The sequence below is a fragment of the Kitasatospora nipponensis genome (genome assembly GCF_039528135.1).
GTDB lineage: Bacteria > Actinomycetota > Actinomycetes > Streptomycetales > Streptomycetaceae > Kitasatospora > Kitasatospora nipponensis.
Window position 1 is genome coordinate 15227 of record NZ_BAAALF010000021.1, and the last position, 20409, is coordinate 35635.

20 protein-coding genes and 1 pseudogene are annotated in these 20409 nt (G+C 71.8%); 14 read left to right on the forward strand and 7 right to left on the reverse strand.

The annotated features are described in order from the left end of the window. Positions 1 to 118: 118 nt before the first annotated feature. Complete coding sequence (locus ABD323_RS09080; RefSeq protein WP_344440774.1) at positions 119 to 1318, reverse strand: C40 family peptidase; 1200 nt, start codon at positions 1316 to 1318, stop codon at positions 119 to 121. Positions 1319 to 1717: 399 nt separating this feature from the next. Between ABD323_RS09080 and ABD323_RS09085 the strand changes: the two genes are divergently transcribed. The 6 genes from ABD323_RS09085 to ABD323_RS09110 all read left to right on the forward strand — a co-directional run bounded on the left by ABD323_RS09085 (position 1718) and on the right by ABD323_RS09110 (position 9342). Further along, a complete protein-coding gene (locus ABD323_RS09085) occupies positions 1718 to 2029 on the forward strand; it encodes a hypothetical protein (protein ID WP_425555924.1) in 312 nt (103 codons plus the stop codon). Between the two features lie 206 nt (positions 2030 to 2235). After that, complete coding sequence (locus tag ABD323_RS09090) at positions 2236 to 3066, forward strand: hypothetical protein (protein ID WP_344440734.1); 831 nt, start codon at positions 2236 to 2238, stop codon at positions 3064 to 3066. Then, positions 3056 to 4360: a hypothetical protein gene (locus ABD323_RS09095; RefSeq protein ID WP_344440735.1), complete on the forward strand. Its 1305-nt coding sequence runs from the start codon at positions 3056 to 3058 to the stop codon at positions 4358 to 4360. The genes ABD323_RS09090 and ABD323_RS09095 overlap by 11 nt, the downstream gene beginning before the upstream one ends. A 7-nt stretch (positions 4361 to 4367) precedes the next feature. Then, a complete protein-coding gene (locus tag ABD323_RS09100) occupies positions 4368 to 5957 on the forward strand; it encodes an SCO6880 family protein (protein WP_344440736.1) in 1590 nt (529 codons plus the stop codon). 56 nt (positions 5958 to 6013) lie between these two features. Beyond that, on the forward strand, positions 6014 to 7324 hold the full coding sequence (locus ABD323_RS09105; RefSeq protein WP_344440775.1) for an ATP-binding protein: 1311 nt from the start codon (positions 6014 to 6016) through the stop codon (positions 7322 to 7324). Positions 7325 to 7533: 209 nt separating this feature from the next. Then, positions 7534 to 9342, forward strand: coding sequence for a bifunctional metallophosphatase/5'-nucleotidase (locus tag ABD323_RS09110; RefSeq protein WP_344440737.1), 1809 nt, complete (start codon positions 7534 to 7536; stop codon positions 9340 to 9342). Here ABD323_RS09110 and ABD323_RS09115 read toward each other — a convergent pair. The 5 genes from ABD323_RS09115 to ABD323_RS09135 form a co-directional block, all read right to left on the reverse strand. Further along, positions 9333 to 10871: an ATP-binding protein gene (locus ABD323_RS09115; RefSeq protein ID WP_344440738.1), complete on the reverse strand. Its 1539-nt coding sequence runs from the start codon at positions 10869 to 10871 to the stop codon at positions 9333 to 9335. The genes ABD323_RS09110 and ABD323_RS09115 overlap by 10 nt on opposite strands. A 5-nt stretch (positions 10872 to 10876) precedes the next feature. Then, positions 10877 to 11650 carry a response regulator transcription factor gene (locus ABD323_RS09120; protein WP_344440739.1) on the reverse strand — a complete coding sequence of 258 codons (774 nt, stop codon included), beginning with the start codon at positions 11648 to 11650 and terminating at the stop codon, positions 10877 to 10879. 87 nt (positions 11651 to 11737) lie between these two features. Continuing rightward, positions 11738 to 12919: a S1C family serine protease gene (locus ABD323_RS09125; RefSeq protein WP_344440740.1), complete on the reverse strand. Its 1182-nt coding sequence runs from the start codon at positions 12917 to 12919 to the stop codon at positions 11738 to 11740. An 88-nt stretch (positions 12920 to 13007) separates the two neighbouring features. After that, on the reverse strand, positions 13008 to 14054 hold the full coding sequence (locus tag ABD323_RS09130) for a LacI family DNA-binding transcriptional regulator (RefSeq protein WP_344440741.1): 1047 nt from the start codon (positions 14052 to 14054) through the stop codon (positions 13008 to 13010). Positions 14055 to 14147: 93 nt separating this feature from the next. Further along, positions 14148 to 14909: a response regulator transcription factor gene (locus tag ABD323_RS09135; protein WP_344440742.1), complete on the reverse strand. Its 762-nt coding sequence runs from the start codon at positions 14907 to 14909 to the stop codon at positions 14148 to 14150. A 469-nt stretch (positions 14910 to 15378) separates the two neighbouring features. On the opposite strand from ABD323_RS09135, the gene ABD323_RS09140 reads away from it, so the two are divergent. From ABD323_RS09140 to ABD323_RS09160, 6 genes and pseudogenes are all read left to right on the forward strand, one after another. Then, a complete protein-coding gene (locus ABD323_RS09140; RefSeq protein ID WP_344440743.1) occupies positions 15379 to 15666 on the forward strand; it encodes a MoaD/ThiS family protein in 288 nt (95 codons plus the stop codon). A gap of 159 nt (positions 15667 to 15825) precedes the next feature. Further along, complete coding sequence (locus tag ABD323_RS09145; protein WP_344440744.1) at positions 15826 to 16515, forward strand: LmeA family phospholipid-binding protein; 690 nt, start codon at positions 15826 to 15828, stop codon at positions 16513 to 16515. 128 nt (positions 16516 to 16643) lie between these two features. Continuing rightward, entirely contained in the window at positions 16644 to 16724 is an 81-nt protein-coding gene (locus ABD323_RS45955) for an Ms5788A family Cys-rich leader peptide (protein WP_369405619.1), read from the forward strand. 253 nt (positions 16725 to 16977) lie between these two features. Then, complete coding sequence (locus ABD323_RS09150; protein WP_344440745.1) at positions 16978 to 17817, forward strand: sulfurtransferase; 840 nt, start codon at positions 16978 to 16980, stop codon at positions 17815 to 17817. Between the two features lie 36 nt (positions 17818 to 17853). Further along, positions 17854 to 18144 carry a DUF1416 domain-containing protein gene (locus ABD323_RS09155; RefSeq protein WP_344440746.1) on the forward strand — a complete coding sequence of 97 codons (291 nt, stop codon included), beginning with the start codon at positions 17854 to 17856 and terminating at the stop codon, positions 18142 to 18144. Positions 18145 to 18198: 54 nt separating this feature from the next. Continuing rightward, positions 18199 to 18447, forward strand: a pseudogene (locus ABD323_RS09160) (DUF3099 domain-containing protein); the annotation flags it as partial. 115 nt (positions 18448 to 18562) lie between these two features. Here ABD323_RS09160 and ABD323_RS09165 read toward each other — a convergent pair. Continuing rightward, positions 18563 to 18925 carry a DsrE family protein gene (locus ABD323_RS09165; RefSeq protein WP_344440748.1) on the reverse strand — a complete coding sequence of 121 codons (363 nt, stop codon included), beginning with the start codon at positions 18923 to 18925 and terminating at the stop codon, positions 18563 to 18565. Between the two features lie 283 nt (positions 18926 to 19208). Here ABD323_RS09165 and ABD323_RS09170 point away from each other — a divergent pair, with 283 nt between their 5' ends. Next, positions 19209 to 19808, forward strand: coding sequence for a heme-binding beta-barrel domain-containing protein (locus ABD323_RS09170; RefSeq protein WP_344440749.1), 600 nt, complete (start codon positions 19209 to 19211; stop codon positions 19806 to 19808). 134 nt (positions 19809 to 19942) lie between these two features. Next, complete coding sequence (locus ABD323_RS09175; protein WP_344440750.1) at positions 19943 to 20398, forward strand: Fur family transcriptional regulator; 456 nt, start codon at positions 19943 to 19945, stop codon at positions 20396 to 20398. The last annotated feature ends 11 nt before the right edge of the window (positions 20399 to 20409 follow it).

Sequence of the window (20409 nt, forward strand, 5' to 3'; positions counted from 1 at the left end):
ATGATCGGATCTCTGCGTGACGCAGAACGACCTGGAACGGCCACAGCGTTCCACGCAGACCGACTGTTATGGAAACTTGACGCAGTGTGCACATATCTGCCACGTCGTCAGTCGGACCTCAGGGCCTGCGGGTCGGTGAGCGCAGGTCCGCCTGTTGCAGCGTCAGCGGTGCGCCGGAGCCGGCGCCGCTGACGGGCGAGGAGGGTGAGGCGGGTGAGGTGAGCGAGGCGGGTGAGGCCGGCGGGGCGGAGGCGGGCGCGGCGGACTGCGCGGTGGGCTGGGGGGTGGGGACGGAGCCGCCGGTGATGGTCCCGGTCACGGAGCGCGCGGGCAGCGCGGCGGCGCCGTCCTGGGTGACCCGGGTGGCGCCGATGTAGTCCCGCTGGTCGATGGTGTCGTAGCGGATCACCGCGTTGGTGTGCGGCGCGTTGATCATGTACCCGCCGCCGACGTAGATGCCCACGTGGTGGATGCTGCGCGGGTCGCCGAGGTCGGTGGCGAAGAAGACCAGGTCGCCCGGGCGCAGCTGGTCGCGCGAGGGGTGCGGCCCGGCGTACCACTGGTCGTTGGCCACCCGGGGCAGGGTGATGCCGACCGAGGCGTAGGCGGCCTGGGTCAGTCCGGAGCAGTCGAACCGGCCCTCCTGCGAGGGCAGGCCCTCACCGCCCCAGAGGTACGGGGTGCCGAGCTTGGTCTGCGCGAAGTAGATGGCGCCGGAGGCCTGCGGGGAGACCGCCACCGTGCTGACCGGGGCGCTGAAGCTCTGCTCCAGCGCCTTGATCGAGCGGACGTAGCCCTGGGTCTCCTGGTAGGCGGGCACGCCGTGGGCGCTGATCACCGCGTACGGGCCGGCGTTGTAGGCGGCCAGCAGGTTGGCCTGCGGGTCGCCGGGCACGTTCGCGGTGTCCTGGGCCAGCGCGCAGTCGTAGGTCGCGGCCGCGGGGATCGCGTCGGCCGGGTCCCAGATGTCCTTGCGGCCGTCGCCGTTGCCGTCCACCCCGTAGGTGGCCCAGGTGCTCTCCAGGAACTGGGCGATGCCGTAGGCACCGGCGGCACTGCGGGCCGTCGGGTCGAAACCGCTCTCCTGGTACAGCTGGGCCGCCAGCATGGGGGGGGAGATCTGCGCGCAGCGCGTGCCCCACTGCTGGATCAGTCCCTGATAGGCGGCGGGGACGGTGCCCGGGGCCAGCGCGAGGCTCGAGCCGCCGGTCTGCCCGACGCCGCTGGCCGCGTACGTGCCGGCGCCGATCAGACCCAGGAAGCCGAATGCAACAGCTCCCGCTGCGGCAGCCGCTCGGGGCCCTTTCCGGAGTACCATCAGCACCATCCCGATGCAGTGTCAGAGTGCTTGCGCCCCAAGGGCAGAGCCTCCGGCGCGACACCGGTACGCATATGCCCCCCGCACGCGCCAGGTCGATCGGCCGACACCCTCACCAGTCTGCTGCAAGGCGTTGCTCAGCGCAATCATCGGAGATACAAAGAGTGAGCGCTATCCTTCGTACGGTGGACATCCTGGCGTACGTGTCCCATGCCTCGCGACCAATCCTCGAGAAGTAGCCAAGTCGACATCAGATCTGGCCAAGAATGGGTCCCAGCTCTTCGCCCGTCGTGGGTGATGGGCCTTGAATTGCCTGATCGGGCGGTGAGACAGGAAATGCACGTGAGTGACTCAGTGAGCAGTGTGGGCAGCACCGTACGCGGATTCGCGACGGGTTACCTGGCCGACGACCCGCCCAAGAAGGGCAACATCGACACCATTATCGGTGGGATTGCCCCGGATTGGGGTCCATTCTCCACGCTGGGGTCGGAGGCCAGGATCATGGTCGAGGTCGTGATGGCGGTGGCCATCCTGGCCTGCCTGGCGATCGCGGTCTGGGGGGCGGCGAAGCAGCGGATCGGCGCCACGGCGATGCGCGACACCTTCAGCGCCGAACAGGGCAAGGGGCTGATCATCGCCGGCCTGACCGGCGTGTTCATCATCGGATCGCTGGGCACTCTGTTCACCATTGTCTACGGCATGGCCATCTGACGATCAGACAGTCGGCCCGGAACCTCCTGGGGCGGCCGCCGCCGGGGTGTCCCGGACCCATCGACCCGCGTCGCCGTCGCCTCGCTCTCCCGTCACCGCGCCGGCCCGCGACAGCTGCGACGCCGACCCGCGACGCGGACCCGAGACGCAAGCCCGGATCGTAACGCTGGAGCCATCCACCGGCTCCCTGTCCCAGGAGGGCCGCCGTGCCGTTGCCCGACGACCAGCCGCACACCCGTACGCGGCTGCCGGTCGGCGAACAGCCCTCCCTGCAACCGTCGGGCCGTCAGCCGCGGCCACTGCGCACCCTGCTGACCATCCTGCTGGTGGTCACCCTGCTGGTGCTCGCCATCTCGATCGCCAACAGCGGCAAGAGCGTGACCGGCGCCGACGGCTCCGGCACCCCCGGCGCGCGCGGGTCGGCCGCGCCGCTGCCGCCCGGCGGCAGCGCGCCCACCGCGCCCAGCGGCGACCAGCCGGTCGCCGGCACCAGCAACGGGGTGGGCGTGGGCTACCCGCACACCGAACAGGGCGCCCAGTCGGCGGCGGCCAACTACGCGGTGGCCCTGGGGGGAACGGACATGCTCAAGGCGGACGGGCGGCGCACGATACTCGCCGCGATCGCCGATCCGGGGGCCAGCGCCGACCTGCAGAGCCGCCTCGACCAGGCGATCACCCCGGACGTGCTGTCCGGCTACGGCCTCGACGCCCAGGCCCAGGCGCCCAAGGGGCTCACCTTCGTCAGCCGCGCGGTCCCGATCGGGACCCGCACGGACGGCTACACCGCCGACACCACCAAGGCCCTGGTGTGGTGCATGGGACTGGGCGGACTCGCGGGCGAGTCCTCCACCAAGCCCGTCACGGCGAACTGGTACACCCTCACCCTCAGCCTGCACTGGACCGGCAGCGACTGGAAGCTCACCGACGTCAGCCGCCAGGCCGGTCCCGCCCCTGTCCCCGCCGACCAACAGGCCGCCACCGCTCAGGAGATCACCGGCGCCGTCCAGCAGTTCGGAGGCTTCCGCTATGCCCGTTGACGGCCGCGAACGGTCCTTCCTGCGCCGCGCCGGCCGCCTCGGGGGCGCGCTGGCCACGGTCCAGCTCGGCGCGCTGCTGGCCGCCCAGCGGGCCTTCGCCGCGCCGAGCCCGGGGGCCTCGCCCAGCGGGGGCGCGAGTCCGAGCCCGTCGGGCTCGCCCAGCGGTGGCAACTGCAACGTCCTTCCCCTGCCCGGTAGCGACGTCTACTGCGCTCAGGGCAACGGCAGCACCCTCCCCGGCTCCTCGACCGTCAACTCCGTCACCGACCCGCTCTCCTCGCTCGCGAAGGGCTGCGCGCAGGCCGCCGCGTGGGTGGTGCGGCAGCTGTCGGGGGCGATCGACGGCACCACGCAGGTGGACTTCACCAACGCCGCCTTCCTGCAGCAGTACGCCGTGGTCTTCGCCGGCTCGACCGTGGTCACGCTGGTGCTGTGGCTGCTCGCGGTGACCAAGCGCGCGGTGCGTGGCGCCCCGCTGACCCAGGCCTTCTCGGAGGCGATCGGCTTCCTGTGGCTCACCGTGGTCGCCTCCGCCTTCACGCCGCTGATCCTCTACACCCTGGTGAGCGCCACCGACGGGCTGACCACCACGATCGCGGCCGGCACCAAGTCGGACACCGGGACGTACCTCGGCGGGTTCGCGGACACCCTGGAGCACGGCAACCTCGGCGGCGGTCCGCTGATCCTGATCTTCGTCTCGCTGGTGGCGGTGCTCGCCGCCGCCCTGCTCTGGGTCGAACTGCTGGTCCGGGCCGCGATGCTGTACGTCGGCGCGCTGCTGGGGACCGCGGTCTACGCCGGCCTGGTGGACAAGCAGCTGTGGAAGCACGTCCGGCGCTGGGCCGGGTTGATGGCCGCCATCGACCTGGCCAAGCCGGTGATCGTGATCATCCTCGGGCTGGCCGGGGCGGTGGCGACCGGCGCCGGTGCCTCGGACGACTTCTCCCGGGTGCTCTCCGGGCTCGCGATCCTCTTCCTGTCGATCTTCGCCAGCAGCGCGATCTACCGCTTCGTGCCCGGCTTCGGGGACGAGATGCTGCACCTGCGCCAGGCCCGGGCCAGCGCCGTCTCGGCGGGCTCGGCGATGATCAACGGACCGGCCAACCTGGTCAAGCAGGGCATCTCGACGCACGGCGGCCGGGACGGCGGCGAGGGCGCGGGCGGCGGTGGTGGCGGTGCGGGCGGCGGTTCGGTCGCGCCGGGCATCGCCGCGCACGCCTCGCGCAGCCCGGCGCCGCCGGCGGCGAAGCCGCCCGCGCCGGCCCCAGCACAGAACCCAGCGAAGGGAGGATGACCGCAGCATGAGCAGCGAACCGCTCGGGCAGTACGGGGGGCAGTACGCCCAGCCGTACGTCCACCAGCGCCGCACCTACCTGATCGGCAAGGCCCGGCCCAACGCGCCGATCGGGCGCAACCGGGAGTCCGGCGAGATCATCCTGATCATCTTCGGCGCCTTCCTCGGGATGCTCTGGGGCCTGCTGATGCCGGTGCTGCCGCTGCGGATCGCCGGGCTGGTGGGTCTGCCGCTGCTGGCCATCGCCGCGGTCTACGTGCCCTACCGGCGCCGGACCTTCTACAAGTGGCTCGAGATCAGCCGCACCTACCGGCGCACCCTGCGCAACGGCCGGGCGGTGTGGCAGTCCGGCGTGATGGACGCCGGGACCAGGTTCGACGGCCGGGAGATCGAGGTCGGCCCGCCGCCGGGGGTGGGACGGCTGCGCTGGCTGAGCGCGCCGTTCGGCCCGGACGAGGTCGGCGTGCTGATGCACCTGGAGCGCCGCACGGTCACCGCGGCGATCGAGATCGAGGGGCCCGGTGTCGGCCTGCGCGACTCGGAGGACCAGGAGGCGCTGGTCGACCGGTTCGGCACGCTGCTCAAGCACGTCGCCAACGGCGACGGCTTCGTGACCCGGCTGCAGATCCTGGCCCGGACCCTGCCGGCCGACCCGGACGCGCACGCCAAGGACGTCGAGCGGCGCGGCGACCAGCGCTCCCCGAACTGGCTGAAGGACTCCTACGACCAGCTGCAGTCGATGGTCTCCACCTCCTCCGAGCAGCACCGCGCCTACCTGGTGGCGTGCATGCACTACAACCGGGACCTGGCCGCCGAGGCGCACGCGATGGGCCGCAGCGCCTTCGACACCGGATCGGCCAACCGGCAGCTCCGTGACGACGACGGCCTCGCGGCGGTGATGGCGCGCGAGCTCACCGACATCTGCGCGCGGCTGGCCGAGGCGGACATCCGGGTGCGCCAGCCGCTGGGACAGGCCCGGCTCTCCTCGCTGCTGCACTCGATGTACGACCCGGACCACCCCATCGACCACATCCAGGCGATGTCCCAGCGCAACGCCTGGCCGGCCGAACTGGACGCCACGCACCCGCAGTTCCTGCAGGCCAAGACCCGTGAGTCGCAGACCCGCGAGCCCTGGTGCCACGCGACGGCCTGGGTCAAGGAGTGGCCGCTCACCCCGGTGGGCGTCAACTTCCTGGCCCCGCTGCTGGTGCACACTCCGGACGTGATCCGCACGGTGGCCGTCACGATGGACCTGGAGCCCACCGACGTGGCGATCGAGCGGATGCTCACCGAGAAGACCAACGACGAGGCCGAGGCCAGCCGGGCCGCCAAGATGAACCGGACGGTGGACCCGCGCGACCTGGCGCACACCGGCCGGGTCGACCAGCGCGGTGACGACCTGGCCTCCGGCGCCGCCGGGGTGAACCTGGTCGGCTACATCACGGTCTCCTCGCGCAGTCCCGAGGCGCTGGCGCGCGACAAGCGCACCATCCGGGCCTCGGCCGGCAAGAGTTACCTCAAGCTGGAGTGGTGCGATCGCGAGCACCACCGGGCGTTCGTCAACACCCTCCCGTTCGCCACCGGCATCCGCCGCTGACCCTCCCGGAGACCCTCGTGGCGTTTGGCAATCTCACCGACGCCTTCACCAGCCTGATGTTCGGCAAGGTGGAGACCACCCGGCTGCCCGTGCGCACCTCCACCGGGCAGGCCCAGGCGGTCTACCTGCCGACCGCCGCGCCGGGCCTGGGGGACTCCGGGGTGATCATCGGCCGCGAGGTGTACAGCGGCAAGGGGTACGTCTACGACCCCTTCCAGCTCTACGGGCAGCAGCTGCCGGCGCCGCACTGGCTGGTGCTGGGGGAGTCCGGCAACGGCAAGTCGGCGCTGGAGAAGACCTACGTGCTGCGGCAGTTGAGGTTCCGCGACCGGCAGGTGGTGGTGCTGGACGCGCAGGGCGAGGACGGCGTCGGCGAGTGGAACCTGATCGCCGAGGCGCTCGGCATAAAGTCCATCCGGCTGGACCCGATGGCGGCCCGCGACGGCGGCGTCAAGCTCAATCCGCTCGACCCGGCGATCACCACCACCGGCCAGCTCTCGCTGCTGCGCACCATCATCGAGGTGGCGATGGGCCGCGGGCTGGAGGAGCGGGCCGGCTTCGCGCTCAAGGCCGCGCACGCCCACGTGCGGGCCACCGTGACGGACCGGCAGCCGATCCTGGGCGACATCATCGACACCCTGCGCCGCCCGGACCTCTCCTCGGTGGAGTCGCTCGGCGTCGATCCGCAGGAGGTGCAGTCCTGGGGCCTGGACGTGGCCCTGGTGCTGGACCGGCTGGTCGACGGTGACCTGCGCGGCATGTTCGACGGCCCGACCGCGGACGGCATCGACCTGGACGCGCCGCTGATCGTCTTCGACCTCTCGCACATCGACCGCAACTCCATCGCGATGCCGATCCTGATGGCGATCGTCGGCGTCTGGCTGGAGCACACCTGGATCCGGCCCGACCGGCGCAAGCGGATCTTCCTGGTCGAAGAGGCGTGGCACATCATCAACAGCCCCTTCGTGGCCCAACTCTTCCAGCGGCTGCTGAAGTTCGGCCGCCGGCTGGGCCTGTCCTTCGTGGCGGTGGTCCACCACCTCTCCGACGTGGTGGACGGCGCGGCGGCCAAGGAGGCCTCCGCGATCCTCAAGATGGCCTCCACCCGCACGATCTACATGCAGAAGGCCGACGAGGCCAGAGCCACCGGCCGGGTGCTGGGCCTGCCGCGCTGGGCGGTGGAGATCATCCCGACCCTCTCGCCCGGCATCGCGGTCTGGGACGTCAACGGCAACGTGCAGGTGGTCAAGCACATCATCACCGACGTCGAGCGCCCGCTGGTCTACACCGACCGCGCGATGACCGAGGACGCGGTGGCCGAACGGACCCGCGCCGAGCGGCAGTTGGCGGCCGAGCCGGGCGTCTGAGCAGGTCGGACGGACGGTCGACCAGGTGGCCGGGCCGGGGCGGGGACGCCCCGCCCGCCTCCGATGTTAAAGAAATACTCCCGTTCCGTTCAAAGCCCTGCCAACTACGCGCGTCAACCCTAAGCTGCACTGGTCGCTCAGCACATGTGACACCAGCCGTCGGCCCGGCCCCACCCGTGGGGCCACCAAGGTGCAGGGGACCCTGACTGATGCCCAACCTTCGTTTCCGTCAACGCGCCGTCCACCGCGCGGCGTTCACGGCCGCTGCCACCGCGGGCCTGGTCGGCGCGCTGCTGGCCCCGGGGGTGGCCCAGGCGGCCAACGCCCACCAGCCGCGGCTGGCCAACCTGCAGTTGCTCGCGATCAACGACGTGCACGGCAACCTGGAGCCGCCCGCCGGCTCCTCCGGCACCGTCCAGGAGATCGACCCGGTGACCGGCAGGACCGTCGCCACGCCGGCCGGCGGCCTGGAGTACCTGGCCACCGCGCTGCGCCAGGCGCGGGAGGGCGCCGACGACTCGATCACCGTGGCGGCGGGCGACATCGTCGGCGCCAGCCCGCTGATCTCCGGCCTCTTCCACGACGAGCCGACCATCGAGGCGATGGACGAACTCGGCCTGGACGTCACGGCGGTGGGCAACCACGAGTTCGACGAGGGAGCGGCCGAACTGCGCCGCCTGCAGGACGGCGGCTGCCACCCGGTGGACGGCTGCTACGCCCCCGGCCGCACCTTCAAGGGCGCCAACTTCAACTACCTCGCGGCGAACGTCACCGACGACAGGACCCACCGCACGATCCTGCCGCCGTACTGGATCACCAAGTCGCAGGGCGTCAAGATCGGCTTCATCGGCGTGACCCTGCAGGGCACCCCGAACATCGTCACCGCCGCGGGCGTGCAGGGCCTGTCGTTCGGCAACGAGGTCGCCACCATCAACAAGTACGCCGCCGAGCTCAAGAGCAAGGGCGTCAACTCGATCGTGGCGCTCGTGCACGAGGGCGGGTACCCGGCCAGCAACGTCTACAACTACGACTGCGGGGCCGGTGGTTCGGGTCTGTCCGGGCCGATCGTCGACATCGCGAAGAACATCGACCCGGCGGTCGGCGCGATCGTCACCGGCCACACCCACAACGCCTACGCCTGCATGATCCCGGACCCCAACGGCGTGCCGCGCTCGGTCACCAGCGCCGCCTCCTTCGGGCGGCTCTACACCGAGATCGACCTGCAGCTCGACAGGAGCACCGGCACCATCGTGCGCCCCTCGGTCAAGGCCGCGAACCACATCGTGCGACGCGACGTGCCCAAGGCCGCCGACCTGACCAGCCTGATCGACTACTACCGCACGCTCGCGGCGCCGATCGCCAACCGGCCGGTCGGCTACATCGGCGCGGACATCAACGGCCGTGGCAGCAGCGACTTCGAGAAGCCCGGCGGTGACCTGATCGCCGACGCCCAGCTGGCCGGGATGTCGGCGCCGAGCCTGGGCGGTGCGCAGGTCGCCTTCATGAACCCCGGCGGCATCCGCTCCGACTTCGTCTACAAGGCCACCGGGGCCGAGGGCGACGGCGTGGTCACCTACGCCGAGGCCTACACGGTCCAGCCGTTCACCAACATGATGCAGGTCAAGACCCTCACCGGGGCCCAACTGCTCGACGTGCTGCGCCAGCAGGTCAGCGGCCTCAACCTGGCCGCGCCCAAGATCCTGCAGCCCTCGGCGAACCTGCACTACACGCTGGACCTGACGAAGAGCGGTGCGGACCGGATCGTCACCGACTCGGTGCGCCTGGGCGGTGCGCCGATCGACCCGGCCGCCACCTACCGCGTCGCGGCCAACGAGTTCCTGGCCGGCGGCGGCGACGGCTTCCCGGCCTTCGCGGCCGGGACGAACAAGCTGGTCGGCCCCTCCGACCTGGACGTGCTGGTCGCCTACCTGGGCGCGCACAGCTCGCCCAGCAGCCCGCTGGCGGCGCCGGCCCGGGACCGGATCACGGTCCTGGGTGCCGGCAGCGATCAGGACTGATCCGGTCCCCGGTCCGCCGGGGTCGGCACCGGCGGCTCCGCCGCACCCGGCAACCGCACGGTTGCCTGGGTGCCGGGGCCGCCGTCCTGTGCGGGGCCCAGCGCCACCTCGCCGCCGGAGTCCCGGATGGTCTGCGCCACGATCGACAGGCCCAGCCCGGAGCCGGGCAGCTGGCGCGAGGACGGTGAGCGCCAGAACCGGTCGAAGACGTACTGCAGTTCCTCCGGCGGGATCCCCGGGCCGTGGTCGCGCACGATCAACCGCCCGTCGTGCAGGGCGACTTCGATGGTGCCGGCCGGTGGGCTGTACTTCACCGCGTTGTCCAGCAGGTTCATCACCGCCCGTTCCAGCGTGGCCGGGTCGGCGTGTACGTACCAGGGGTCCAGGACGACGTCGTAGCTCAGGCCCGGCCCGCGCAGCTTGGCGCGCTCGACGGCCCGGCCGGTGATCTCGTGCAGCGCGACGATGGCGGTGTTCTGCCCCGGCCGCGGCGAGTCGGGCCGGGAGAGCTGCAACAGGTCGCCGATGAGCAGGGTCAGTTCCTGCATCTGCGCCTTCATCGAGGCCAGCAGCTTGGTGCGGGTGGCCGGCGGCAGCGGGCGGCCGGTGTCGTCGCTGCGGATCAGCAGGTCGACGTTGGTGCGCAGCGAGGTGAGCGGGGTGCGCAGTTCGTGGCCGGCGTCGGCGATCAGCCGGGTCTGCCGCTCGCGGGAGTTGGCGAGCGCGGTGCTCATCGAGTTGAACGAGCTGGAGAGCCGGGCGATCTCGTCGTGCCCGTGCACCGGGATGGTGCCGCCGACCTCCTCGGTGCGGGCGATGTGCTCGACCACGTCGGTCAGGTCGTGCACCGGCTTGAGCGCCGCCCGGGCGACCACCCGGCCCGTTATCCCGGCGGCCAGCGCGCCGACCGCGGCGACGCCGAGCAGCAGCAGGGCGAGCTGCTGGAGGGAGTCGTCGACCTTGTTGAGCGGAGTGGAGGTGAGCAGCACGTAGTTGACGTGCGAGCGCGGGTCCTGGATGTGGCTCAGCCGTACGATGGCGCGCTCGCCGTTGAGGTAACTGCCGTAGCGGTACTCGACCTGGTCGCGCCCGAGGACGAGCGCGTCCTGGTCGGAGGGCTGCACCTTGACGACGGCGGAGGGGTTGGCGCCGATCGCCAGGCAGACCTGGCTGCCGTCGCTGGTGAGCAGCTGGCTGTCCCAGCGGTTGGGGCGGGTGGTCAGCGCCGGGTACTGGTGGGCCAGGGTGTTGTTGGCGGCCTGCAGCTCGGTCACGGCGGCCTGCGGGGTGGCCGCGCAGACGGTGTTGACGTCGAGCATCGGCAGCGTGGGCAGGCCGGCGGGCGCCGCCGCGAGTTGCTGGCGCTGCAGGTCGTACAGCTTCTCGCGGACGATGAACCAGCACGCCACCGAGCAGGCCGTGATCGCCACCGCCACCGCCAGTGAGGCCAGGATCGCCAGCCGGCTGCGCAGCGATCTCTTGCGGTACCAGCCGGTGAGCCGCCCCCGTCGTACCTCTGTCTGCGTCATCGTCCTCAGGCCGCCGAGCCGCTGGGTGCGCGCAGCGCGTAGCCGACGCCGCGCACGGTCTGGATCAGCCGCGGCATGCCGCCCTGCTCGGTCTTGCGGCGCAGGTACATCACGTACACGTCCAGCGAGTTGGAGGAGGGCTCGAAGTCGAAGCCCCAGACCGCCTTGAGGATCTGCTCGCGGGTCAGCACCTGGCGCGGGTGCGCCAGGAACATCTCCAGCAGCATGAACTCGGTGCGGGTGAGCTCGACCGGGCGCCCGTCGCGGGTGACCTCGCGGGTGGCGGTGTTCATCCGCAGGTCGGCGAAGGCGAGCACCTCGGAGTCGTCCTCGACGGCGGTGGCCCGGGCCGCGGCCTCGGTGGCGAGCGCGTTGCGGCGCAGCAGGGCGCGGACCCGGGCGAGCAGTTCGTCGAGTTCGAAGGGCTTGGCGAGGTAGTCGTCGGCGCCCACGTCCAGGCCGGTGACCCGGTCCCCGACGGCGTCGCGGGCGGTGAGCATCAGCACCGGCGCGGTGTCGCCGCGCGAGCGCATCCGGCGCACCGCGGTGAGGCCGTCCATCCGCGGCATCATGATGTCGAGCAGCACCAGGTCGGGCTGGTCGCGTTCGACGGCCTCCAGGGCCTCGTAGCCGTCGGTGGCGGTGGTGACCTCGTAGCCCTCGAAGGCGAGGCTGCTCTCCAGGGCGTCCCGCAGGGCGGGTTCGTCGTCGACCACGAGCAGTCGGGCCGGGGCGGCCTGCTGCTCGGCAGGAGTGCGGTCGTCGGCGGGGGGAGTCATCGGCGGTCTGGCCCTCTCTGGGTCCGGAAGGGGTCTTGCCATTGTGCGGGGTGACTGCGGGGGAACGGGGGCGGCCGGCCGGCGGGATTACAGCGTCTGCCCGGCCTGCATCCTGGGCAGCACCTGCTGGACGGCGTTGATCGGGATGGCGAAGCCGAGGCCCACGCTGCCGGCCTGGTTGGTGCCGGCGGCGCTGGAGCTGGAGCCGCTGCCGGAGTACATCGCGGAGTTGATGCCGATGACCTGCCCGCCGGCGTTGATCAGCGGGCCGCCGGAGTTGCCGGGGTTGAGGGCGGCGTCGGTCTGCAGGGCCTGGTAGGTCGCGGTGTCGGTGCCGGTGGAGTTCGAGCCGGAGCCGCCCGAGCCGCCCGAGCCGCCGGAGGAGCGGCCGCCGAAGCCGGGCAGGTTCGGGAAGCCGAACCCGCCGTTGCCGCGCGTCGAGCCCTCGTCGACCTGGACGGTGACCTGACGGTTCTTGGCGCTGATGATGCCGGAGGTGACGGTGCCGGTCAGGCCCTCGGGATTGCCGATGGCCACCACCGAGTCGCCGACCGCGACGGAGTCGGAGTTGCCGAGGACGGCCGGGGTCAGGCCGGTGCGGCCGCCTGCGGTGATCACCGCGACGTCCAGCGACTTGTCGGTGCCGGTGACCGTGCCGCCGGCCTTGGAGCCGTCCTGGAAGGTGATGCCGATGGTGCCGCCGTCGCTGACGGCGCCGGAGATCACGTGGTAGTTGGTGAGGATCTGCCCGTTCGCGGTGAGGATCACCCCGGTGCCGGTCGCGGTGCCCTGGCTGGTCTGCACGGTGATCTGGACGACGCTGGGGGAGACCGCGCCGGCGATGGCGGCCACGTTCGCCGTCCCGTCGGCCCGGGCGGCCACCGGGCTGACGACGGTGCTGCCGGCGGTGGCGGCGCTGTGCTCACTGGCGCCGGCCAGCGTGCCGCCGGCCAGTCCGCCCAGCACGGCGGCGACCGCGGCGACGGCGGTCACCAGGGCGAGCCGGCCGCGCAGCAGACCGCCGCGGGCGGCCCGCCGGGCGTGTCCGGGGGAGCCGGGCGGCGTGCCCTGCGGGTCGGTGCCGTGCGGGTCGCCGCCGTCGGGGTCCCCGTCGTAGGGGTCCTGGGCGAAGGCCGTGGCGGACGGTTCGGCGGACGGCTCGGCGAAGGAGGCGTAGCCGTGGAGGTACTGAGCAGTGGGAGCCTCCGCCGGCATCGGCGGGAGGGGGTGCCCCGACTCATCTGCGGTACTGCGGTGCTGGTCGCTCATGGACCCAACGTCCGCCCACCGGATGAAGATCTCATGAGAGTGGGGTCAGAACGGCCAGAGAAGCCCGTTGACTTCTCATAAAGACCCGCTACTGTGCGGCCTGCTCGTCGCCGCAGCCGCAGGAGCGCCGGACCACCAGCCGGGAGGGGAACTTCCGCACCCGCTCGGTGTCCGAGCCCGGCACCATCAGCGAGTCGTCCAGCACCAGGTCGACGGCGGCCCGCGCCATCGCCTCCCGCTCGCTGGCGATGGTGGTCAGCGGCGGGTCGGCCAGCGCGGCCTCGGGGATGTCGTCGAAGCCCGCCACCGCCAGGTCCTGCGGCACCCGCAGGCCGACCTCGCGGGCCGCCCGCAGGACGCCGATGGCCTGGTCGTCGGTGGAGCAGAAGATGGCCGGCGGCCGGTCGGGCGAGCGCAGCAGCTCGACGGCCACCTCGTAGGCGCCGTACCGGTGGAAGGGCGCGTCGACCAGGTGCGGGGCGCTGTCCAGGCCGTGCGCGTCCATCGCCCGCTGCCAGCCCTCGACGTGGTCGATGACCGGGTCGCCGGGCGCGGGGAAGGCGACCGGGCCGCCGAAGCAGGCCACGTAGGGGTAGCCGTGCACCTCGAGCAGGTGGCGGACGGCCAGTTCGGCGCCGCCCACGTCGTCGGTGACCACCGAGACGTCGTCGATGGTGTCGGGCCGCCGGCTCAGCAGGACGACCTTGGCGCCCTCCATGGTGGCGAACTCCTTGGCCGCGCGCTGCGGGGCGCCCTGGCTGACCAGGATCAGGCCGGAGACCCGCATCCCGAGGAACGCCTGGATGTAGTGCATCTCGCGGTCGTCGACGTAGTCCGAGTTGCCGATCAGGACCAGCTTGCCGCGGTCGGAGGCGGCGCGTTCGACCGCGTGCGCCATCTCGGCGAAGAAGGGCTGGCGGGCGTCCGGCACGATCATGCCGATCAGGTTGGTCCGCCGGGAGGCCATCGCCTGCGCGACGCTGTTCGGCCGGTAGCCGAGCTGCTCGATCGCGGCGAGCACCTTCTCCTTGGTCGCGGGCGCGACAGGGCGCGGTCCGTCGTTGATGACATAGCTGACGACCGCGGTCGAGGTCCCAGCCAGTCGGGCTACATCGTCGCGCGTCACCTTGGCCACGCACGGAGTCTACGCGTGTTTGTCCAGTGGGCGCCGGGTGGGCCCGCCACCGTCACCGCCCGGCCCCGCCGTGGCGGTGGGGCCGGGCCGCGGTCAGGACTCCAGCGCGCCGGCGACGGCCTGCTCGGCGGCCTGCTCCGCGACGTCCCGCTCGACCGCGCCGCGCTCCCCGCGCTCGCCCTGCGAGGGCACCACGAAGCGGTAGCCGACGTTGCGCACGGTGCCGATCAGCTGCTCGTGCTCGACGCCGAGCTTGGCGCGCAGCCGGCGGACGTGGACGTCCACCGTCCGGGTGCCGCCGAAGTAGTCGTAGCCCCAGACCTCCTGCAGCAGCTGCGCGCGGGTGAAGACCCGGCCGGGGTGCTGGGCGAGGTACTTGAGCAGCTCGAACTCCTTGAAGGTGAGGTCGAGCACCCGGCCCTTGAGCTTGGCCGAGTAGGTCGCCTCGTCCACCGAGAGGTCGCCGTTGCGGATCTCCATCGGGGAGTCGTCCACAGCGGCCTGCTGCTGGCGTCCGGTGGCCAGTCGCAGCCGGGCCTCGACCTCGGCGGGGCCCGCGGTGTCGAGCAGCACGTCGTCGACGCCCCACTCGGCGGTGACGGCGGCCAGCCCGCCCTCGGTGACCACCAGGATCAGCGGCGCGCTGACGCCGGTGGAGCGCAGCAGCTGGCACAGGCTGCGGATCTGCGGCAGGTCGCGCCGGCCGTCGACCAGTATGACGTCGGCACTGGGGGTGTCGACCAGGGCCGATCCTTCGGCCGGGGCCACCCGCACCTGGTGCAGCAGCAGCCCCAGGGCCGGCAGCACCTCCGCCGAGGGCTGCAGCGCGTTGGTGAGCAGGAGGAGAGAACTCATACCCGGGTCGTCCCCTTTCCGGGTCGTCGCGGTCGCGTGACAGCGGAGGACTCGTGGGTGCGCAGAGCGGGCCGGGGCGCCGGGCCGGGGTCCCGCAACCCCGCTCGGCACAACGCTGCCCTGCTCATCCGCGAACCGTCCGCTCTTCTCCCCGGACCAGCTGCGTGCACGTCGTTGTGCGGCACCTGGCACGGGTGGGCTACCACTCGCAAGGACGTCCGTATCGGTGTCCTGAAAGCACAAAAGGACCCGGGGGCGACTCTGCCCGGATCCCTTACGCCATGAGAATAGCCCAACACGCCGGGTCGGCGAAGGGTCCGTGCGACGTGATCCCGCTCGCGTTCGGTGCCGTGCGCCCCCGGTGCGACCGGGCTGGCCTGCGTGATTCCCGCTCGAACGGATGACGGGGCCATCATGGAGCACGGCATCGACCGGCACCGTCCGTGTACACCTTCGAAAAGGGGCCGCCATGACCGCGACCACCGAACCCACCGCCCTGGTGACCGGGACCATCCGTTACTGGGCCGCCGCCAAGGCCGAGGCCGGCCGGTCCGAGGATCCGTACCGCGCCGCCACGCTGGCCCAGGCGCTGGACCAGGCCCGGGCCGCGCACGCGGACCGGCCGGGGTTCGTCCGAGTGCTGGGCATCTGTTCCTTCCTGGTGGACAGCGAGCCGGTGGGCGGGCGCGACCACGCCACCGTGGCGCTGAGCGAGGGCGGCACGGTCGAGGTGCTGCCGCCCTTCGCCGGCGGCTGACCGTCCCGGGACGCGGGGCGGTGGGGCCGCGGCCGTCCCGGGTCGCGGCCCTGCCGCCCCGCGGCTACGGCTCCACCCCGCCGGTGGTCGCGGAACCATGGTTCTGGTCAGATCGTCGTATCGCTCGATAGGGCGACCACGGACGGGGGAGAGTTCTCGATGCGGATCTGGATCAAAGCGGCCGTCGCCGTCCTGGTGCTGGGCGGGCTGCTGGTGGGCGCCGACCGGATCGCGCTGAACGTGGCCGAGGGCCAGGCGGCGGACCGGCTCGCCGGCCGGCAGGGCCTGAGCGGCAAGCCCTCGGTGACCATCGAGGACTTCCCCTTCCTGACCGACCTGCTGAGCCGCAAGGTGGACCGGGTCAAGCTGTCCGCCGACAGCGTCCAGCTCACCGGCGGCGGGCGCACCTTCCAACTCAGCGACTTCTCCGCCCGGTTGACCGGGGTTCAGGTCGGCGACGACGACCGGTCGGCGACCGTCGACTCCGGTGCCGGCTCGGGGCGGATCAGCTACCAGCAGGCGCACGACCTGCTGGGTCTGGACGGCCGCAGCAGCCTCGGGTACGGCGGGCCCGGCCGGCTGAAGGTCACCGTCGAGGTGCTCGGGCAGAAGGTCTCCACCACCGTGAAGCTGCGCACCGAGGGCAACAAGGTGCTGGTGGACAGCGTCGGCGACGTGCCCGGGGTGGGATCGCTGCCGGGGGTGAGCACGATGGTGTCCTCGGCGATCGGCTCGCACAGCTTCGCCCTGGACGGGATGCCCGTGGGACTGGACCTCAGCGAGGTGAACCCGCAGGCCGACGGGCTGTCGCTGGCCTTCCAGGGCACCAAGGTGCAGCTGGTCGGCTGACCGCCGGGCGGCGCGGAGCGGGGCGGGGCAAGGCCAAGCAGGGGTCAAATCCCAGTATGCGAACATCCTGGTCTCGCCATTCGATACGCTGGTGACAGAGCCGCTCCTCGGTCCCTAGCATCGTCCACATGAAGCGACAGGCGGACCTCACAAAGCGGCGGGCGGTAGACCTCTGCCGCGTGGCTGCCTGCCTGTGTCGAATGCGCTGACCGGCGGCCTGCTCCGGCAGAATTGACCCGCCACCACGCCCGCTTTCCGGCCTGCTTGGGCAGATCCGCCCGCAGCCGCCCCTGAATTCCGCCTGACGGCTCCCTGTCCCGGCACTCGGCCGGCAGGGACTTCCCGCTCCGCCCCGTCCCACTATCCGGACAGATTTTCGGACAAGTGGCTCGGATGCTCGGACCGGGCCCGGCCGGGCGCCTCTCACCTTCCGCCAACCGCCCCCGGATGGAGACACATCACATGAGCCGCAGCGACGTCCTGGTCGACGCCGACTGGGTCCAGGCCCACCTGGACGACCCGAAGGTCGTCATCGTCGAGGTGGACGAGGACACGTCCGCGTACGACAAGAACCACATCCGCAACGCGGTGCGGATCGACTGGAAGAAGGACCTCCAGGACCCGGTCCGCCGCGACTTCGTCGACCAGGCGGGCTTCGAGGCGCTGCTCAGCGCCAAGGGCATCGCCAACGACGACACCGTGGTGCTCTACGGCGGCAACAACAACTGGTTCGCCTCCTACGCCTTCTGGTACTTCAAGCTGTACGGCCACGGCGACGTCCGCCTGCTGGACGGCGGCCGCAAGAAGTGGGAGCTGGACTCCCGCGACCTGGTCGACGGCGCCGAGGTGCCCAGCCGCCCGGCCACCGAGTACCGGGCGCAGGCCCAGGACACCTCGATCCGCGCCTTCCGCGACGACGTGGTCGCCGCGATCGGCAACAAGAACCTGGTCGACGTCCGCTCGCCCGACGAGTTCTCGGGCCGCCTGCTCGCCCCGGCCCACCTCCCGCAGGAGCAGTCGCAGCGCCCCGGCCACGTGCCGAGCGCCCGCAACATCCCGTGGTCGAAGAACGCCAACGACGACGGCACCTTCAAGTCGGACGAGGAGCTCCGGGCCCTCTACGCGGCCGAGGGCGTGGACCTCGAGCAGGACACCATCGCCTACTGCCGGATCGGCGAGCGCTCCGCGCTCACCTGGTTCGTGCTGCACCAGCTGCTGGGCCAGCAGAGCGTCCGCAACTACGACGGTTCGTGGACCGAGTACGGCAGCCTGGTGGGCGTGCCGATCGAGATCGGCGCCTGAGTACCGCACTGCGGCAGGAAGCAAGGAGACCAAGACATGTGTGGTGCGAAGGCCGGCGGGCCGGATCTGGCAGGAGTTGACGTGGCGATCGAGACCATCATCCAGGGGTCGGTGACCCGGGACGGCGAGCCCGTCACCGGCTACGTCCGACTGCTCAACGAGGGCGGCGAGTTCACCGCCGAGGTGCCCACCTCGGCCACCGGGCAGTTCCGCTTCTTCGCGGCCCCCGGCAAGTGGACCGTGCGCGCGCTGGTGCCCGGTGCGACCGTGGACCGCGTGGTGGTCGCCTCCCAGGGCGCCCAGACCGAGGTGCCGATCGCGGTCTGACCCGTGAGCGGCGGGGGCTCCTCGTCGTGCGGCCCGGCGCCGTACCGTGGAGGGGTGCAGCAGCGGCGCCGGCGGATGTACTACTTCGTGATGATGGGCGTGTGCCTGGGGCTCTTCGTCCTGGCCTGGGGCGTGGTGCGCTTCTTCTCGGTGGGCGCGGCGATCGGCCTGTGCCTGGTCGCCATGGTGATCCCGCCGCTGGCCGCGGTCTTCGCCAACCGGCGCGACCCCGAGGACGACTGGTGGCAGGACCCGCGCTGGGACGATCCGGGCTGGGACGAACCCGGTCACGACCGCGACCGCCCCGACCGCGAGCCGCCCGGGGCCGCTCCGCCGAGGGCCGACCGTCCGGGGCCCGACCGTCCCGGCTCCGACCGTCCCGGTTCCGACCGTCCGGGGCCCGAGCGGTAGCGCCGGGTCAGTAGACGAGTGCCTGCACGCCGTCGGCCATGATCTCACTGAGGAAGACCTGAGCGCCCGCGATGCGGACACCCGCCACGGTGTCGTCCTGCGCGATCCCGCGCCGCGCGGCGCACTGGGTGCAGAGCGTGAGCGTCCCGGCGGCCAGCACCGCCTCCAGCAGGTCGGGCAGCGGCGCGGCGTGCGGCAGCTCGAACTCGGCGGCCCGGCCCGGCAGCGCGAACCAGGACGCCTCCCCGGTCAGCCAGAGCGAGACCTCCACGCCGCTGGCGACCGCGACGGCCGCGACCGTGAACGCCTGCGAGCACCGCTCGGGCGCATCGGCTCCGGCGGTGACCTTGATGACCAGCTTCTTCGACACGCCGTCAGCCTAGACCCGCCCGGCGCGGCCGTGTGGCGGGCCTCACCGCGTCGGGCGGATCACCGACCGATAGACTCGGCGCCGTCCTCAGTCCGTCCGCATCACCGCACCGGGAGCCCCGCCGTGAGTGGTCTCGAAATCTTCTACACCAGCCTGCTGGTCATCGTCGGCGTCGTGATCGCCTGGTTCGCCATCTTCTCCGTGATGAAGCTCTACCAGGGCCAGCGCTGACCCCTCCCGTACGGTTGAGGTAGCCCGACCGCCCACGACTGCGACCAGGACCATGATCGAGATCCCCTCAGACCTCCACAAGGACGTCGTCCCGCTGGCCTTCCTCCTCGGCACCTGGGAGGGCGCGGGCGTCTTCGCGCCGCTGCCCGGCCAGGAGGGTGCTCAGGAGAAGTGCAACTTCGGTCAGGAGGTCGTCTTCCGCCACGACGGCCGGCCGTTCCTGGAGTTCCGCTCCCGCACCTGGGTGCTGGACGACGAGGGCGAGAAGGTCCGCCCGCTGGAGAACGAGCACGCCTTCTGGCGGATCACCAGCAACCAGCACGGCACCAGCGGCGAGCGCGGCGTGGAGATCTCGATGCTGCGCGACGACGGCACGGTCGAGGTCTGGTACGGCGAGCTCGCCGACGGCAAGCCGCAGATCAACGTGGCCACCGACGCGGTCGCCCGGATCGAGGGCTCGGCCCCGTACAGCGGCGGCAAGCGGCTCTACGGCTTCGTCAACGACGAACTGCTCTGGGTCGGCGAGAAGGCCGCCCCCGAGGTGCCGCTGCGCCCGTACATGTCCGCGCAGCTCAAGAAGGTGCTCAGCCCCGCCCAGCTGATCAAGGACATCAACGACCTGCCGGACGACGGGATCGCCTTCTTCCGCTGAGTCCGCCGCGAGGCCGCTGCCGCACCCCTCGCCGCACCTGCCGTCGGGCCCCGGCCGGGCCCACGGTCGGGTCCAGACCGGGGGTCGGTCCCTACACTGGTCGCAAGGACCTCGATCTGGGCAGGGACACCATCGTGGCGAACAACGGGACGGCCGCTTCCAGCGACTGGAAGACCGATCTGCGCGAGCGCGGCTACCGGCTCACCCCCCAGCGGCAGCTGGTGCTGGAGGCGGTCGACGTGCTGGACCACGCGACCCCGGACGAGATCCTCCACCAGGTCCGGCTGACCGCCAGCGGGGTCAACATCTCCACGGTCTACCGGACCCTGGAGCTGCTGGAGGAACTCGGCCTGGTGTCGCACGCCCACCTGGGCCACGGCGCGCCGACGTACCACCTGGCCGGCCGTCACCACCACCTGCACCTGGTCTGCCGGGACTGCGAGAAGGTGACCGAGACGGACACCGCGATCGCCGCCCCGCTGATCGACAGCCTGCGCGCCCAGCACGGCTTCGACACCGACCTCAAGCACTTCGCGATCTTCGGCCGCTGCGCCGACTGCACCGCCAGGCTCGCCCAGCCGCAGGCCTAGCCCGCGCGAGT